This is a genomic window from Acinetobacter sp. NIPH 2699, from assembly GCF_022549355.1.
Classification (GTDB): Bacteria; Pseudomonadota; Gammaproteobacteria; order Pseudomonadales; family Moraxellaceae; genus Acinetobacter.
The window spans coordinates 88740-104828 of sequence record NZ_JAKZGL010000005.1 but is presented as its reverse complement, the minus strand read 5'-3'; the positions used below and the strand labels follow the sequence as shown (position 1 = coordinate 104828).

Genomic DNA, 16089 nt, shown 5'->3' with positions numbered 1-16089 from the left:
GATCATTATGTCTAAGGTTGTGCTGTCATGAGTGAAAAATTACAAAAGGTATTAGCGAGGGTTGGGCTAGGCTCACGTCGCTATATGGAAGAAGTTATTGCTGCTGGTCGTGTCAGCATCAATGGTCGTATTGCCCAAGTCGGTGAGCGTATTGAACCGACTGATGAACTCCGTATTGATGGTCGTAAAGTTCAGTTCCAGATTGAAGATGAAATTCGTCGTCGTGTTTTGGTTTACTACAAACCTGAAGGGGAAATTTGTTCACGCAATGATCCTGAGAATCGCCCAACTGTTTTTGAACAGTTACCACAAATTGCCAATGATCGTTGGGTCATGGTCGGTCGCCTGGATATTAACAGTACTGGTTTATTGTTATTTACCAATGATGGTGAGCTTGCCAATCGTTTAATGCATCCATCCAATGAGATTGAACGTGAATATGCGGTACGTGTGATGGGTGAAGTGACACCACAGATTCGCAACAATATGCTTAAAGGTGTAGAACTTGAAGATGGCCCTGCCAAATTTGAATCATTCACTGACATTGGTGGTGATGGGATCAACCGTTGGTATCAAGTTGTGGTCAAAGAAGGTCGTAACCGTGAAGTGCGCCGTATTTTTGAAACACAAAGTTTAAAAGTCAGTCGCCTACTGCGTACTCGTTACGGCACTGTGATTTTACCGCGCGAATTGCGTACAGGTCGCTGGATGGAATTAGATAAAGGCGATATCGATAATCTCGCAAAATCAGTTGAATTGAAGCCACGTCAAGGTACTGGCTTATTTGGTATGGCAAAACGTCGTAGTGACAGAATGATTGAAAAACCAATGGCTGCACGTCGTGGTGGTTATTTACGTCAACAACGCCGTGATGATGAGCAACCAGAACAACGCCCGAACAGCAATACTAAAAGTCAAAATACCAATGACCGTAAACCCCTTGGTATCAGTAAAGGCTTTAAGAAGTTTTAACACTTCGCCTTAAGATAAAAAACGCTCAAATTTGAGCGTTTTTTATCTTTAAGACCTTATATTTTCAAAGATAATTAAACTTTTTACATGAATTAGAACTTTTCCAGCTCAATCCATTCTGCATCTGGAAAATGCTGAGCCAAATAATTTTTTAAATAATCTGCGGTATCTTTAGAAATAACAGGATCTTTAGACTCATCTTTTAGGTTATACACTAAAGCATGCAAACTCAGCCCACGATGCTTTAAGGCTTCCAAACTCAGCAGAGTATGATTGATACTGCCTAAACGCCCAGACGTGACTAAAATCACTGGGAGTTGATGTTGAGCAATATAATCAATAGTCAGTATGTCTGTGGTCAATGGCACCATCAAACCACCTGCACCTTCTAACAACACCACATCAAAACGTTGAGCAAGTTCTTGAGTGGCCGCATCAATTTTGGCGAAATCCAACTCTCGACCATCTAAACGTGTCGCTAAATGCGGTGATGCTGGATAAGTAAAAATTTCAGGCATGGTCAACTTTTCATGATCTTCCTGAAACCAGCCACTGCCCATGATTTCACGATGTTTCGCAATATCTTCTGACACATCAACATTACCCGTTTGCACCAGTTTTTGGGTAATGACATGCTGCCCTTGTTCGGTCCAAAGCTTGGCTAAATAACCTGTGGCATAAGTTTTACCAATTTCTGTATCAATACCGCTGACGAAATAAATTGCTGCACTCATGCTTTTCTCCGAGCAATCACATAAATAGGATGGTAAGTCAGACGAAAACCATGTTCATCCTTGAACTGTTCATAATCTAAATAAAACTGCTGTAAGGATTGCTTGTTCCAGCGATGCGATTTTGCAGTCGCTGTTACCCCTGTCGCTTTGAGATGTTGTAATACGGATTTAGGATGATCAAAATACAGATGCTTTTGTTGTTGTTGTTGTATCAATAAAATCTCAAAACCATTTTTCTCAAGTTGTTGCTGCAATGAAGCTACGGAATAATAATTTAGCCCCTGTCCAGTCAGTTGCTTGATTTCAATTAGATTTTCCGAACCAAATGTCGAAAAACCGAAATATGCATTTGGTTTTAAAGCACTGTGAATTCTCTTGAATAATGCAGGTAGGTCAATCATCCACTGCAAAGCTGAACTAGAAATCACCGCATCCAATGGCGTGGGTAAAACCAATTGTTCAATATCGCCAATCAACCAATTAACTTGAGGTCTTCCCTTAACAAAGGAGTGAGAACGATCACTGCGTAAGTGAGGGGATTTTAGATCAGGAAAATGCTGACCCACATCTTCATATAAGTCATTTAAAAACAGGTGCTCAACCTGAAAATATGGCTGAAATAAATGAGTTAAATTGCCTGAACCGCAACCAACTTCAAGGACTGATGGCAAAGTTTGAGGACAGTACTGTTTTAGATATTCAAACAATTGCGCACTAATCTGCTTCTGTACCACAGCATGTTCAACATAACTTTGCCCAGCTTTAGCGAAGCGCTGCGCGACCAGTGTTTTATTTAAACTCACAAACACTCCACCAATTTTTCCAATTCAGTTTTTTGCACAAGCGAAGTCAAAGAGATACGTAAACGCGAACTATTCTGTGGCACAGTGGGTGGGCGTACTGGCATGGCATAAAAACCCTGTTGTTGCACATAACGGGCTTTTTCAATTGCAGCCTGACTTTCTCCCACAATAATCGGAATAATATGGCTACTTGACGGACTGCTAAAGCCTTTCTCAATCACGGCCTGTTGTAAATATTGGCTGATTTCAGCCAAGTGTTGACGCTGTGGCTGCATGGTCAAAACTTTGTTAAAAATAAAATCAGACCAAGCCATCGAAATCGGTGGCAATGCGGTACTAAAAATAAGTGGGCGCATTTTATTGATTAAGTAATCACGAATAATAGCATCACAAATGATATACCCCCCCACAGATGCAATCGCTTTACCAAAAGTTCCAACCAGAAAATCAATCTGATCCAGTACCCCATATTGTTCAGCACAACCAAGCCCCTGATCTCCCCTCACACCAATCGCATGTGCTTCATCTACATACAACATGGTTTTGGAAAAACGTTGTTTTAACTGTGCCAATGCAGCTAAATCAGTTTCATCACCATCCATACTAAAAATACTTTCAGTCACCACGATAACGCGTTCAACTTGCTCATCTTGGTGATACTTTTGCAATAACTGTTCCAAATGCTGCAAATCATTATGCCGATAACGCACATATTGAGCAGTGGAGAGTCGAATACCATCAATCATACTGGCGTGCACTAGTTTATCGGCCAGAATTACGGTTTTACTATCACACAAGGCTGGTAAAATACCAATATTCATGTGATAGCCGCTATTGAAGAGCAAAGCCGCGCGACCAAAGGCTTTGCTTAGGCTATTTTCAAACTGTTCATATTCGTCAAAATTTCCTGTGAGAAGTCGTGATGATGATGAACTAAATAATGCCCGCTCTATTTTCAAGTTATCGAGGAATTCTTCTCGCAACGACAAATCAGCCGCTAAGCCCAAATAATCATTCGAAGCGAGATTCAACATGGTTTTATCTTTGATCGTGATAAAACGTCCCTGCTGCTGATTAGAAGTAAATTGACGAAAATTGCCTTGTTGCTTGAGTTGGTCAAGCTGCTCAGCATAATGATCAAGCAAGGACATTTGAACTGACTCCTTGCATATTTTGAACCACTGCGATCAGTTGTTCTAATAGATACTGAAGTTCATCATCGCTGATCACATACGGCGGCATAACATAGACCAATTTTCCGAAAGGTCTAACCCAAATACCACGTTCAACAAACTGCTGTTGCAAGGTTTTCATATCGACATTGGAGGTTAATTCAACCACACCAATCGCCCCTAAAACCCGCACATCTACTACATAATCAAGTTGTGCTAAAGCAGTAAGTTGCTGCGTTAAAATCGTTTCAATACGTTGGATATTACTTTGCCAATCCTGACCAACTAGCAATTGGGTACTTTTTAACGCCACAGCACAGGCCAATGGATTTGCCATAAAAGTTGGTCCATGCATAAATACGCCCGCTTCTCCACGACTAATCGTTTCAGCAACATCTTTGGTGGTTAATGTTGCAGACAGCGTCATATAACCACCTGTTAGACCTTTACCAATACACATAATATCTGGTTCGACTTGCGCATGTTCCCAAGCAAACATTTTACCGGTACGCCCAAAACCTGTTGCGATCTCGTCAAAGATCAACAGCACATTGTATTGTTCACATAGAGCCTTGGCTTGGCGTAAATATTCAGGATGATAAAAACGCATTCCTCCTGCACCTTGCACAATCGGTTCAATAATTAAAGCTGCAATGGTCTGGTGATGCTGCTCAATCTGCTGTTTGAGTTGCTGAATATCTTGTGGATTCCATTCTCCATCAAATCGACTTTGCGGTGCTGATACAAAGATTCGATTGGGCAAACTTGTACCAAAAATCTGATGCATCCCTGTCACAGGATCACAGACAGACATCGCATTCCAAGTATCACCATGATAGCCAGAACGGGTAGTAATAAAATTGGTTTTCGTGGTTTTACCCAATGCTGCCCAATACTGTACTGCCATTTTTAAAGCAACTTCAACTGCAACAGAACCTGAATCGGCATAGAAAATTTTATCTAAACTTGGCGGGGTAATTTTTAATAAGAGTTTGCCTAATTCAATCGCAGGTTGGTGGGTAAAACCACCAAACATGATATGTGCCATATTCTGCAATTGATCTGTAATGGATTGATTCAGTTCAGGATGGTTATAACCATGAATCGCACACCACCATGAAGACATACCATCAACCAAAGTTCGACCATCTTCTAATTCAATCGTCGCACCATAGGCACGTTTGACTTTAAAGGTTGGCAGTGGATTCAACATCGAAGTATAAGGATGCCATATATGTTCTAAATCAAATAAATCGGTCATCCTTTATTTACCCCTCATCCTAAGCCAATTAAATTCATGGCAGTATCTACGATCATGGATGCCGCCTGTTAAGCTGTGGTATCAAGGATGTACCATCAGCTTAACAAATGCCTTTCTTGCAAAGCTTCGCTTCTCATTTGGGCGAAACCAAAGTAAGTCTAGCTGAAAGCTTATCCTGAAATTAAATTAAAACTCATCATGACTCCGCTCTAACAAATATGAAATCTGTATGCATAATCTTAAACTTGTCAAAATCTAAAATACATTGCGAGAACTCTCATTTCAAACAAGATTAAACGGTCTGCTCAAGAAAATCCTCAATTATTTGCACAGTTTGCCCAACCATAAAACATGGAAAACCATGCGATGCCCCCTCAACCGAAACAACAGATTGATTCTTTGCAGCTAAATTCTGGATATTTTGCATAACTTGGTAAGGAACAAGTGCATCATGCTGTGCAAATACATGTAACTGATACCCCTGATAATCACAATAGATCTCAACCAAGTTTAATTGTTCAAGCAGATCTAAACCATGTTTCAGTAATGCAATGGGTTGCGGGCGAATCAACTTCTGCATGGCCAAGAAATCTTTTTTCGTAGAAGATGCACCTTGGCAGACCAATAAACCAAAACGTTTTAAAGTCGTAATTGCATCCTGCTCAAAAGACTGTTTAAACTGAATAAAGGTCTCGACTGACATTGCTGTCGCCCAATCCTCTTTGGCAACAAAACACGGATTTGAAGCTAAAGTAATTAAAATCTTCTGCTCAGCGAACTGTTGTTGAATTTGATCGACTAGCAATGTCGCCAATTGCCCACCGAGAGACCATCCCACAATCACATCAAATCTTAATGCAAGTTCAACATGTTGCTGTAAGATCACATGATCAAAAGCATTAAAAATATTAATGCGTTCTACAATATAGTCCTGTCGTTCTAAAGCGTCATGTAAAGGTTGTAATAATTCAGCACCTCCGCCCCACCCAGTAATAAGTAAAATCTTGTGCTTCACCTTATGACCCAATGATTTAAACATTAAAAAAGTATAACCTAATTTTTCTAGTCGTTATTTTCCAAATCAACCAATAATTTTGCTGGAATGACACGCTCCCAATTCTGCTTAAATTGTTTATGGACTTTATCTATATCAAATGGACTATTTCTCGCCACCTGTTGCGCATGTGCAATATCATCTGCACGCATATAAGCCAGTAGATAATCTATTCCATCTAGTTCAAGATGAAACCAAGATTCTACTTTTACACCTTCTGCTTGGAGTGTTTGAATTGCTTCCGCTTTGCGTTGTTCGATCTCCTGTCTCCAAACATCAACATTCGCTAAGGTATCTTTTTTAAGTTTGATTAAAACTGCCCCAACATCCATCCACTTTTCCTTTTATTTATACTTCATTTAAATTCAACTATATAAAACAAGCAAAAGACCTGTAAAGAATTTACTCATACATCAAATGTCTAAATTTGCTAAAATATGCCCTATTACACTTTGAGCTTAAGATGATGAATACGATAAAATCCAAAGTTCTTATTCTATGTAGTTCTCTTATTCTACTTGGCACACCAAGTTTAAGTACGGCACAAAACACCTTATTTTCGAAGCAAAATACCGCGCAAAAAGAATGGGTAGGACAGTCCGCGCCTGATTTTAAATTGCAAGATCAAAATGGCAAATGGCATACCCTAAACCAGTATAAAGGAAAATGGGTTGTACTCTATTTCTATCCTAAAGATAACACTGCTGGCTGTACCCAAGAGGCGAATCAATTTAAATCGCTTTACCCTCAATTCTTAAAATCAAATGCAGTGGTGTTAGGCGTAAGTTTGGATGATGTCGCATCTCATCAAAAATTCTCAGAAAAACTAGGTTTACCTTTCCCTATTTTGGCTGATGATAAAGGTGAACTTGCAAGTAAATTTGGGATTGTGAGAAATCTAGGAATTACTAAAATCGCGAAACGAGAAAGCTTTTTAATTAATCCTGAAGGCGCAATTCTATATCACTATACCAGTGTCAATACACAGACCCATGCGGATCAAGTTTTAAAAGATTTAAATACTGTTCAAAAGAAATAAATTCCAAAAAAAACTCAGCGATATCGCTGAGTTTTTTAATCTACAAATCTTAGATTTGCGATTGAATATAATTTTGTAAACCAATCAATTCAATTAAACGTAATTGCTTTTCTAGCCAATAAGTATGATCTTCTTCTGTATCAGAAAGTTGCTGACGCAGCATATCGCGACTAATAAAATCACCCTTTTCTTCACATAATTTGATACCGACTGCAAGCTTTTCACGAACATGATATTCAAGCGCTAAATCTGCTTTTAAACAACTGACAACATCGCTACCAACATTGATGTCTTCACGGTTCATATTCGGTTTTGCTTCCAAGAACAAAACACGACGAATGATTGCATCAGCATGAGAAGCTTCTTCTTGCATTTCATGATCAATGCGCTCATAAATCTTACTCAAACCCCAATCTTCGTACATTCTTGAATGAATTAAATATTGATCACGAGCAGCCAATTCACCGCCAATGAGCATATTTAAATAGTCGATGACTTCTGGATTGCCACGCATAATACTTACTCCTATCGAATAACAATATTATGGTCAAGTTGGATCATAATTGCAAAAAATATTGTGTGTAAGTTTATGATTTTTATAAAGTTAAAATGAGAAACATACGCATTTACAATTCTAATTAGCTTAATTTATCCAGATAAAATAAGCCTTTGCATACTATTAACACCCACACAAATAGATATTTTTACTGAAAATCATTTGTTTGATTTTTTGTAACGATTAGCAATGCTTCTTATTCATTTCTTATTTAGATCAAAAAATGTAAAAAAATGACTGGTCAGCCGTTGTTTGTTAGCGCAAAATTCGTTACATAACATCTATCACAAAAATGCAATGCGGAAATAAAAATGGATAAAAGTAAACCAATCTTGGTCACTGGTGCGACGGGTTATATTGCTGGTTGGATTATCGAACGGTTACTCAATCAAGGCTATAATGTTCACGCAACAGTTCGAGACCCATCAAAGCAAAAGAAGATCCAACATCTCTATGATCTTGCGGAACAGTCATCAGGGCAAATTCACTTTTTCAAAGCAGATTTACTTGAACCAGGTTCTTTTGATGAATCCATGCAAGGTTGTGAAGTCGTTATTCATACCGCCTCACCTTTCGTGGTGACCAACTATAAAGATGCGGTTAAAGATATTATTGAACCTGCTGTCGTCGGCACAGAAAACGTTTTGAACAGCGTCAACCGCACTGAATCGGTAAAACGTGTTGTTCTCACCTCGAGCATCGCATCGACTTATGGTGATGCCGTCGAAATCCTAAATACTTCAAATAATGAATTTGATGAAAGTCACTGGAACAATACCAGTAATGAAACCCATCAACCTTATCCATACTCAAAAGTTGCTGCTGAACGCAAAGCTTGGGAAATAGCAGAACAGCAAAACCGCTGGAGTTTGGTCTGTATCAATCCTGCATTGGTCATGGGACCATCCCTGACGGATGCAAGCCAATCTGGCAGTATCGAGGTTCTACAACAGTTCGGTAACGGCACAACCCTGTTTGGTGTACCACCAATGTGGAATGGAATCGTTGATGTTCGTGATGTAGCTGATGCGCATGTAGCCGCGGCACTCAATCCACAAGCACAAGGTCGTTATATCATTTGTGGTGGCACTTTAAGTCTATTAGAAATGGGTAAGGCCTTGACCCAAAAGTTTGGTTATAAGTATCCATTCCCTCACTTTACTGTACCTAAAACTGCATTTTCTTTAGTTGCGCCAGTATTCGGGCATTCACGTCAATTTGTGCGGTTGAATATGGGCTATCCAATCTATTTTAATGCACAGCGTAGTGAGAATGAGCTGGGTATTCAATATCGAGATATTCGTGAAAGTGTGTGCGAACATTTTCAACAATTACTGGATGACGGGATCGTTAAAAAGCGTGCTTAATAAGAATGACTTTTTCAATGTATAAGTTTTTCTATTTAAACAAAGTATTAGAGCAGTATTTACTATCGTGAAAGGCGGCATGAATGCCACTCGTTGGACTGTGGTATAGGGATAGACCATCAGTCCATGAGCAGCGACTAAAGCTACGAAAGATTTTTGTTACTTTTCATCCCTGAAAAGTAAAGTCATGCCTATACAATAATCATATGAATATTCATGGCAACTGTGGCAGTGCTAATAATCTCTCATTGATGAAAAGCCTCTACCACTATGTTCAAGCCTCATACTGCGCCAAAAACTCCAAGAACGCGTGTTCATTCAAAACTCTAATTTCTAGTTTCTGCGCTTTCTCTAACTTGCTACCCGCTTTTTCACCAGCAACCACACATTTGGTTTTACTTGACACACTGCCACTGACACGAGCACCCAAAGCCTGAAGCTTTTGTGTTGCTTCATCACGCCCCATCGTTTCTAAAGTCCCCGTGACCACCCAACTTTCACCATTCAAAGGTTGGCGTGTCGGTGCTGTTGGTGCATCCCAATGAATTCCTGCGGCTAATAGACGATCTAGAACTTCAAGGTTATGTGTCGCTTGGAAAAAGTCAGCAATCCACTCTGCGGTGATATCACCAACATCTGGTGTTTTCTTCAATGCGTCAATATCTGCTAATTTCAAAGCTTCAAGTGTTTGAAAGGTATTCGCAAGCATCCGTGCGGTCGTTTCACCGACACCACGAATGCCCAATGCATAAATAAAACGCGCTAAGGTTGTTTTCTTACTGGCCTCAATCGCATCAATTAGGTTCTGAACAGACTTTTCGCCCATTTTTTCAATGGTCAACAACGTGGCGCGATGTTCATGCAAATGATAAATATCAGCAACGTCTTTCAATAAATCAAGGTGTAAAAGTGATTCCACCCAACGATCACCCAAACCCTCTATATCTAAGGCCTTACGAGATACGAAATGACGGATCGCTTCAATACGTTGCGCGGCACAATACAATCCCCCTGAACATCGAGCCAGTGCCTCACCTTCTGGCATCACCACAGGTGAATCACACACTGGGCAGCATTCAGGTAAATTTACAACCACCGTCTCAGCAGGACGAAACTCAGCCCACACTTTCTCTACTTTAGGAATCACATCACCACTACGATACACACTGACCGTATCCCCAATACGGACATCCAAACGATGGATTTCACCAATATTGTGCAAGGTCACGTTCGATACCATCACGCCACCGACATTAACAGGGATGAGTCGTGCAACAGGTGTCAATGTACCTGTACGCCCAACTTGCCAATCAATATTTTCAACTTTAGTCAGCGCAGCTTGTGCAGGGAATTTATAGGCAGTGGCCCAGCGTGGTTCTCGACTGAGAAATCCAAGTTGTTGTTGCTGTTTCAGGTCATCAACCTTCACCACCATGCCATCAATCTCAACCTTTAAGTCTGGTCGCTCTAGCTGGATCTGCTCATAACGTTGCTGAACTTCTTCAATCGAAGCACAGAGAAATTGGCGTTCTGCTATTTCAAAACCAAATTTAGTCAACCAATGTAGACTATCATGCATGGTCGGCAAGTCATGGTGCGGCTCGCATTGCGCGATTCCATAGGCATAGAATGCCAAAGGACGTGATGCGGCAATATTTGGATCAAGCTGTCTTAAACTGCCTGCGGCGGCATTACGTGGATTGGCAAAGGTTTTATGGCCTTTGGCTTCTTGATCTAGATTGAGCTTTTCAAAGCCTTGCTTCGGCATCAACACTTCACCACGGACTTCTAAAAACTGTGGAATCGTTTGCTGCTGGGCTGATAATACTTTTGGCAAATTACGAATGGTTTTGACGTTTTGAGTAATATCTTCACCCGTCTCACCATCTCCACGTGTCACGGCACGAACCAGTACGCCATGTTCATACCATAATGAAATCGCCAAGCCATCCAGCTTTAATTCAACTTCATATTGAACTTTTTGGTTGGGCAAGCGCTCATCAATACGCCGAGCGAAAGCAAATAAATCTTCTTGGTTAAATACATTCCCCAATGACAGCATGGGTACTGTATGCGTAACGCTTTCAAACTTTGAGAGCGCTTGTCCACCCACTTTATTGGTGGGTGTATCCGCTTGAATAAGCTCAGGGTGTTGTTGCTCTAATGCTTTAAGTTGATGAAATAAATGGTCATATTCACTATCTGAAATGGAAGGCTGGTCCATGACATAGTAAGCATGATTGTGTTTTGCAATGAGTTGAATCAATTGACGCATTTGCTCAATCACTGAATTTTGTTCCATTTGTTTTTCACCATATCAGGGGCTGTTGACATTTCAACCATGCATTGCGTTATTGACTAAAACAACACAAACAAGGCATGAAACGTAGGCAATGGCGACCCCCTTGTCAAGTTTCATAACGAAGTTTGGGGCAGTTTTAGCTATAACCCTTCGGGACAAGGACATTTTTTGCCACTACTGCGTTATGTCTTGCTTATTTAGAATGACTAAATTTCGCAAAACATGCCTTGTATCGACTAAAAAATGTCTGCTGTCGCAATGAGAGCTATAGCTCGTAAGGTGAAATATCAACAGACCCTAGAGGGCGGAAGAACCGCCCTATAAAACATTTCACTAAATTTATTATAAAAGATTAATCATGTTGCTGCTTGATTTGGACGATAATCAATCACATGATGACGCCAATGTTCTTTTAACTGTGGCGTAAACTCCAGATTATTTTCATCATAGACTTTGCCGTCAATTTCACGTGCAATTAAACCCGCAATACTGGTCATCATGTCATAACCTGTCACTGCTTTGCTATTTGGCAATGCCAAGAAAAATGCCAAACCTTGCACTTGTTCAGTCGATAAAGTTTCCAAATCAAAACCAGCGGGACCATGATCCGTAATACGTAATACCGAGAACATCAATGCACTTGGCTCATCGGTATTTTCATAGCGATGGAAGCACGACATCTCACCAAAACGTAGACCATATTTAAGCAATACTTTTAATGCCTTATCACCTGATAATGCACGGCGTGGGTTTGGATAAACATTAAGGGCAATAATCTGTTCAGCCGTTGCCAATGCGCTTTCATCATCATAACGTTGCTGTTCATGCAAGTGCACATCCAAAATATTACTTTCGCCTTCAAACTCAGCGATTTCTACAGTCTCAATATCTGGATTTAAACTTAGTTCTGATTCAAGCTTCGTTTCCGCATTCTTTTCTACAGCGTTGGTTTCTGATGCTGCGACTTGTTCTACTTCTACAGTTTTTTCTGGTTGCTGCTCAGATGTTGCGGATTCGCTGATAGGATCAACATCAACCTGTACCACGGCTTCAGCCGTTGATACATCTGCAACTAGAGTGTTTTTTTCTTCAACCGCTGGAACAACTTGTTGCGGCTCAAGCTCAATAGATTCAACCTTTAAACTCGGTTCAACACGTTCCGTTTCAGTGATCACACTATCATGTTGCAATTGATCACGAACATGACGCGGAATGACAGGCTGATTACTTTCAGGGTTAATATGCAAATCAGTTTCTAATGATGGCTCAACTGGTTTCGGTTTTCTTAAAATCATGGTTAAGCCAACGAGCATAATCACAACGGCGATAACAATGCCTATTATTGTATTCATTTCCATACTAAGACTCCGCAACTAACCCGTATTCTTTTGCCTGTTCTAAATCAACAGTCACTAATTTTGATGTACCTGGCTCAGGCATGGTCACTCCTAACAAATCTGTTGCCATTGTCATTGCCAATTTATTATGTGTAATGTAAATGAATTGCACCTGTTCAGAAAGCTCTTTTACCAAATTACAATACCGTTGTACGTTTGCGTCGTCCAACGGTGCATCAACTTCATCTAATACACAGAATGGTGCAGGGTTCAATCTAAAAATGGCGAAAACCAAGGCCAATGCGGTTAACGCTTTTTCACCACCCGAGAGCAATGCCAATGAACTATTACGTTTACCTGGTGGACGCGCCATCAATTTCACGCCTGACTGCCAATCATCCTCAAGACTTAAAGTGGCCTCTCCACCATTAAAAACTTTTGGAAATAACAATTGCAACTCTTGATTGACCTGATCAAAAGTGGTCATAAACAACTTACGCGTTTCCTGATCAATACTTTTCATGGCATCTTTCAGTTGAGTCACGGTATTTTGTAAATCTTGCATCTGATGAGTCAGTTCATCAAAGCGCTGAGAAACCTCTTCATATTCCTGTGAAGCCGCCAAATTGACCGCACCGATCTTTTCAAATTGTTGCTGGGCTTTTTCTAGTTGCTGCTGATGGTCTTTGATTTCAATTAATACATCTGACACTGGTTCAGAACCAAGTTCTTTTAATTGTTCTAGATAATGCTCACGATCCGATTTAGCCGCCTGCCAAGCCAAACGTTTTTGTTCGAGTTGCTCACGTACTTGCTCATCTTTTTGTTGCGCCAAATAGCGTTGTTCCGTGAGCTGTTGTTGTTGCTCTTGCACTTGATTCAGCTCTAGCTGCCATTCATTCCAAGTTTTTTGCAATTTTTCAGTTTGTTGGAACTGTTCTTGAAATTGCGACTCTAAATTTGGCAACTCAAGTTGAATTGGATCAACAAACTTCTTGGCTTGTTCAATTTGTTCAATGATTTGACGATATTGCGTTTTCAGGAATGAAATATCTTTTTCCAATAACTCAATTTGCTGGTTGGCTTGAGCCGTTTGACGACGTAAATGTTCACGTTGTTGCAGTTGTTGAGTTAAATGCTGCTGCTGTTCATCCAACTGTTCATTCAGATTTTCCACCTGAAATTGCAAGGTTTTATAGTTGGGTAATACCGCCTCTAGTTTCATCGCCAATGCGTGCAGGTCAATTTCCAAGTCATCACGCTGCATAGCATCTTCTTCAAGCTGCACATCGAGCTGTTTAAGTTGATCTGCCAATTGTTGTTGCTGCAATACAAAAGCCTGTGCCGTACTTTGCAACTTGGCGATTTGTACATCCAACTGTTGCAGCTCTTTTTGCTTTTGCTTCAAGCTTTGCTGTTGTTGCTGTAGGCTTTGTTGCTGCCGTTGCAAAGCTTGCTGTTGTTGTGAAAATTGATTTTCCAGATCAAGTAACTGCGGCTGTTTCGCTGCCAGTTGCTGTTCAATTTCCTCTAAACGGACTTGATGACTCAGCATCCCTTGCGCACTTTGGCTATCTTCATCGTAGAATAAACCAATGACCCAATCTGCCCCGACATGATAACCATCTAAAGTTAAAATTGACTGCCCTTGAATCAAGTGATGTTGATAACCCAATGCCGTGCTTAGATCATTGGCAACTGCAACATTTGACCATAACGAAGATTGCGGTGATTCAATCCATTCGCTTAAACAAGTCAAATGCTGGATCTGAATATTTTGCTGCTGAGATGATTTTAGTTGACGAGCAACACCCTCTTGAAATGACTGCTCATTCTCTACGAGTTGAGCCTGCAACCATTTCGCTAAAAACTTCTCGATGATAGATGCATGTGCTTTACCTTGAACAGCTAAACGCAAGTTTTGCATCAATCGAATTGTATCTAGGCTCTGCTTCGGACTCTGTTTTGCCACCAATTGATTTAAGTTCTTTTGTTCAGCCAATAAAACCTGAATCTCTGTTTTTAATGTTTGTACATCCGTCTTACTGAGCTGTTGTTGCTCTTGCTGTGTCTGCATGCTTTGCTGTAGCTGTTCAATGACTGTTTCTAGCTCAGCAATCTCTTGTTGCAGTTGTTGCTGCAATTGTTCTAATTGTGCCTGTTCATCATCCTGAACTTGAGCACGAATTTGACTCGTTTGGTTTTGTAAGGTCTGCTTTTGCTGTTCAATCCGCAATACATTTTTGCTTAGTTGCTCGATCTGGGCAGCCATTTGCAGCTTTTGCTGTTGTTGCTTATCGACTTGGCTTTTTAACTGTTCAAACTGCTGCTGTGCTTGCTTGTGCTGTGCCTGTACATCACTTAAATTTTGCTCTGACGATTGAGTGTATTGCTCAATTGCAATTAAAGCTTCATTTTGCTCATCAAACTGAGTCGTAAGCGTTTCAACCTGCAATTCAGACAACTGCAATCGCTCTTTGCTTTGTGCTTTTTGTTGTTCAAGCTGAATGAGGCTACTACTATTCTGCTGAAATAAACCCTGTTTCTGTTCCAGTGTCATTTTCAATTCAGCCAGCTTTTTCTCTGCTTGTTGCCATTCTTGTTGTAACGGAGAGGACTGTTGAATCAAACGCTGGAATAAGGCACTGGTTGCCTCTAGGTCATGTTCAATGCTACTCGACTCAAAACGAACCAATTTAAAACTTTCCCCTAGCTCAGTCATTTGCAAGGTATATTCTTGCTGTAACTTATGACTTTGATCCGCTTGGAAAGATAGAATTTCTATTTTTAAAGTACGAATTTGTGTTTCTAAAGTTTTGTATTGAATCGCAGCTTCAGACTGTCGCTTTAATGTGCGTAACTGTGATTTAAGTTCAGCCGCAATATCATCTAAACGCGCCAGATTTTGTTCGGTATGTTCTAAATGTTGTAAGGTCTCACGACGACGTGCTTGATAGCGAGAAACGCCTGCCGCTTCTTCGATAAACACGCGCATTTCTTCAGGTTTGGCATCGACCAGACGATTAATCATGCCCTGTTCAATCACAGCGTAAGAGCGCGGTCCTAATCCTGTGCCCAGAAAAATATCGGTAATATCACGACGACGACAACGCGTGCCGTTTAAGAAATACTCAGACTTACCTTCACGGGTGACTTGGCGGCGTACAGCGAGTTCATTATAAGCATTATATGCGCCACCTAATTTACCGTAAGTATTATCAAAGCGAAGCTCTACACTGGCAACACCCACAGGTTTACGTTTAGATGTTCCTGTAAAGATGACATCCTGCATGCTGCCACCACGCAACTGGCGTGCGCTAGACTCGCCCATAACCCAGCGAATCGCATCAATGACATTTGATTTTCCACAACCGTTTGGCCCAACAACTGCCGTACGGTTCGCCTTAAAATGTAAGGTTGTACTATCGGCAAAAGATTTAAAGCCGGAAAGTTTTAAACTGCTTAAACGCATACTGCCGTTTCTTAACCCTA

At 40.6% G+C, this 16089-nt stretch carries 13 protein-coding genes; 3 read left to right on the top strand and 10 right to left on the bottom strand.

The window, feature by feature from the left end; translation table 11 throughout:
- Positions 1 to 27 precede the first annotated feature (27 nt).
- Positions 28 to 972, top strand: coding sequence for a 23S rRNA pseudouridine(2605) synthase RluB (gene rluB, locus MMP72_RS06950; protein ID WP_241315802.1), 945 nt, complete (start codon positions 28 to 30; stop codon positions 970 to 972).
- A gap of 92 nt (positions 973 to 1064) precedes the next feature.
- Here the strand turns inward: rluB and bioD are convergent, their stop codons facing one another.
- The 6 genes from bioD to MMP72_RS06920 form a co-directional block, all read right to left on the bottom strand.
- Positions 1065 to 1706 carry a dethiobiotin synthase gene (bioD, locus tag MMP72_RS06945; RefSeq protein WP_241315800.1) on the bottom strand — a complete coding sequence of 214 codons (642 nt, stop codon included), beginning with the start codon at positions 1704 to 1706 and terminating at the stop codon, positions 1065 to 1067.
- The gene (gene bioC / locus MMP72_RS06940) at positions 1703 to 2509 is read right to left on the bottom strand and encodes a malonyl-ACP O-methyltransferase BioC (protein WP_241315797.1); all 807 of its coding nucleotides are present in this window, start codon (positions 2507 to 2509) and stop codon (positions 1703 to 1705) included. Before bioC ends, bioD begins: the two co-directional genes overlap by 4 nt.
- Positions 2506 to 3660: an 8-amino-7-oxononanoate synthase gene (locus MMP72_RS06935; RefSeq protein WP_241315795.1), complete on the bottom strand. Its 1155-nt coding sequence runs from the start codon at positions 3658 to 3660 to the stop codon at positions 2506 to 2508. Before MMP72_RS06935 ends, bioC begins: the two co-directional genes overlap by 4 nt.
- Positions 3647 to 4942: an adenosylmethionine--8-amino-7-oxononanoate transaminase gene (gene bioA / locus MMP72_RS06930; RefSeq protein WP_241315794.1), complete on the bottom strand. Its 1296-nt coding sequence runs from the start codon at positions 4940 to 4942 to the stop codon at positions 3647 to 3649. The genes MMP72_RS06935 and bioA overlap by 14 nt, the downstream gene beginning before the upstream one ends.
- A gap of 292 nt (positions 4943 to 5234) precedes the next feature.
- Positions 5235 to 5969, bottom strand: coding sequence for a hydrolase (locus tag MMP72_RS06925; RefSeq protein WP_241316074.1), 735 nt, complete (start codon positions 5967 to 5969; stop codon positions 5235 to 5237).
- 35 nt (positions 5970 to 6004) lie between these two features.
- Positions 6005 to 6328, bottom strand: a complete 324-nt coding sequence (locus MMP72_RS06920) for a DUF6176 family protein (RefSeq protein ID WP_241315793.1) — start codon at positions 6326 to 6328, stop codon at positions 6005 to 6007.
- A gap of 131 nt (positions 6329 to 6459) precedes the next feature.
- On the opposite strand from MMP72_RS06920, the gene MMP72_RS06915 reads away from it, so the two are divergent.
- Complete coding sequence (locus MMP72_RS06915; RefSeq protein WP_241315792.1) at positions 6460 to 7035, top strand: peroxiredoxin; 576 nt, start codon at positions 6460 to 6462, stop codon at positions 7033 to 7035.
- Positions 7036 to 7084: 49 nt separating this feature from the next.
- On the opposite strand, the gene bfr is transcribed toward MMP72_RS06915, so the two are convergent.
- Entirely contained in the window at positions 7085 to 7549 is a 465-nt protein-coding gene (gene bfr / locus MMP72_RS06910) for a bacterioferritin (RefSeq protein WP_241315791.1), read from the bottom strand.
- Between the two features lie 353 nt (positions 7550 to 7902).
- Here bfr and MMP72_RS06905 point away from each other — a divergent pair, with 353 nt between their 5' ends.
- Positions 7903 to 8958, top strand: coding sequence for an aldehyde reductase (locus MMP72_RS06905; RefSeq protein WP_241315790.1), 1056 nt, complete (start codon positions 7903 to 7905; stop codon positions 8956 to 8958).
- Positions 8959 to 9232: 274 nt separating this feature from the next.
- Here MMP72_RS06905 and ligA read toward each other — a convergent pair whose 3' ends face one another.
- The 3 genes from ligA to smc all read right to left on the bottom strand — a co-directional run bounded on the left by ligA (position 9233) and on the right by smc (position 16069).
- The gene (gene ligA / locus MMP72_RS06900; protein WP_241315789.1) at positions 9233 to 11260 is read right to left on the bottom strand and encodes an NAD-dependent DNA ligase LigA; all 2028 of its coding nucleotides are present in this window, start codon (positions 11258 to 11260) and stop codon (positions 9233 to 9235) included.
- Between the two features lie 356 nt (positions 11261 to 11616).
- The gene (locus MMP72_RS06895) at positions 11617 to 12618 is read right to left on the bottom strand and encodes a cell division protein ZipA C-terminal FtsZ-binding domain-containing protein (protein WP_241315788.1); all 1002 of its coding nucleotides are present in this window, start codon (positions 12616 to 12618) and stop codon (positions 11617 to 11619) included.
- Position 12619: 1 nt separating this feature from the next.
- A complete protein-coding gene (gene smc / locus MMP72_RS06890; RefSeq protein ID WP_241315787.1) occupies positions 12620 to 16069 on the bottom strand; it encodes a chromosome segregation protein SMC in 3450 nt (1149 codons plus the stop codon).
- Positions 16070 to 16089 lie beyond the last annotated feature (20 nt).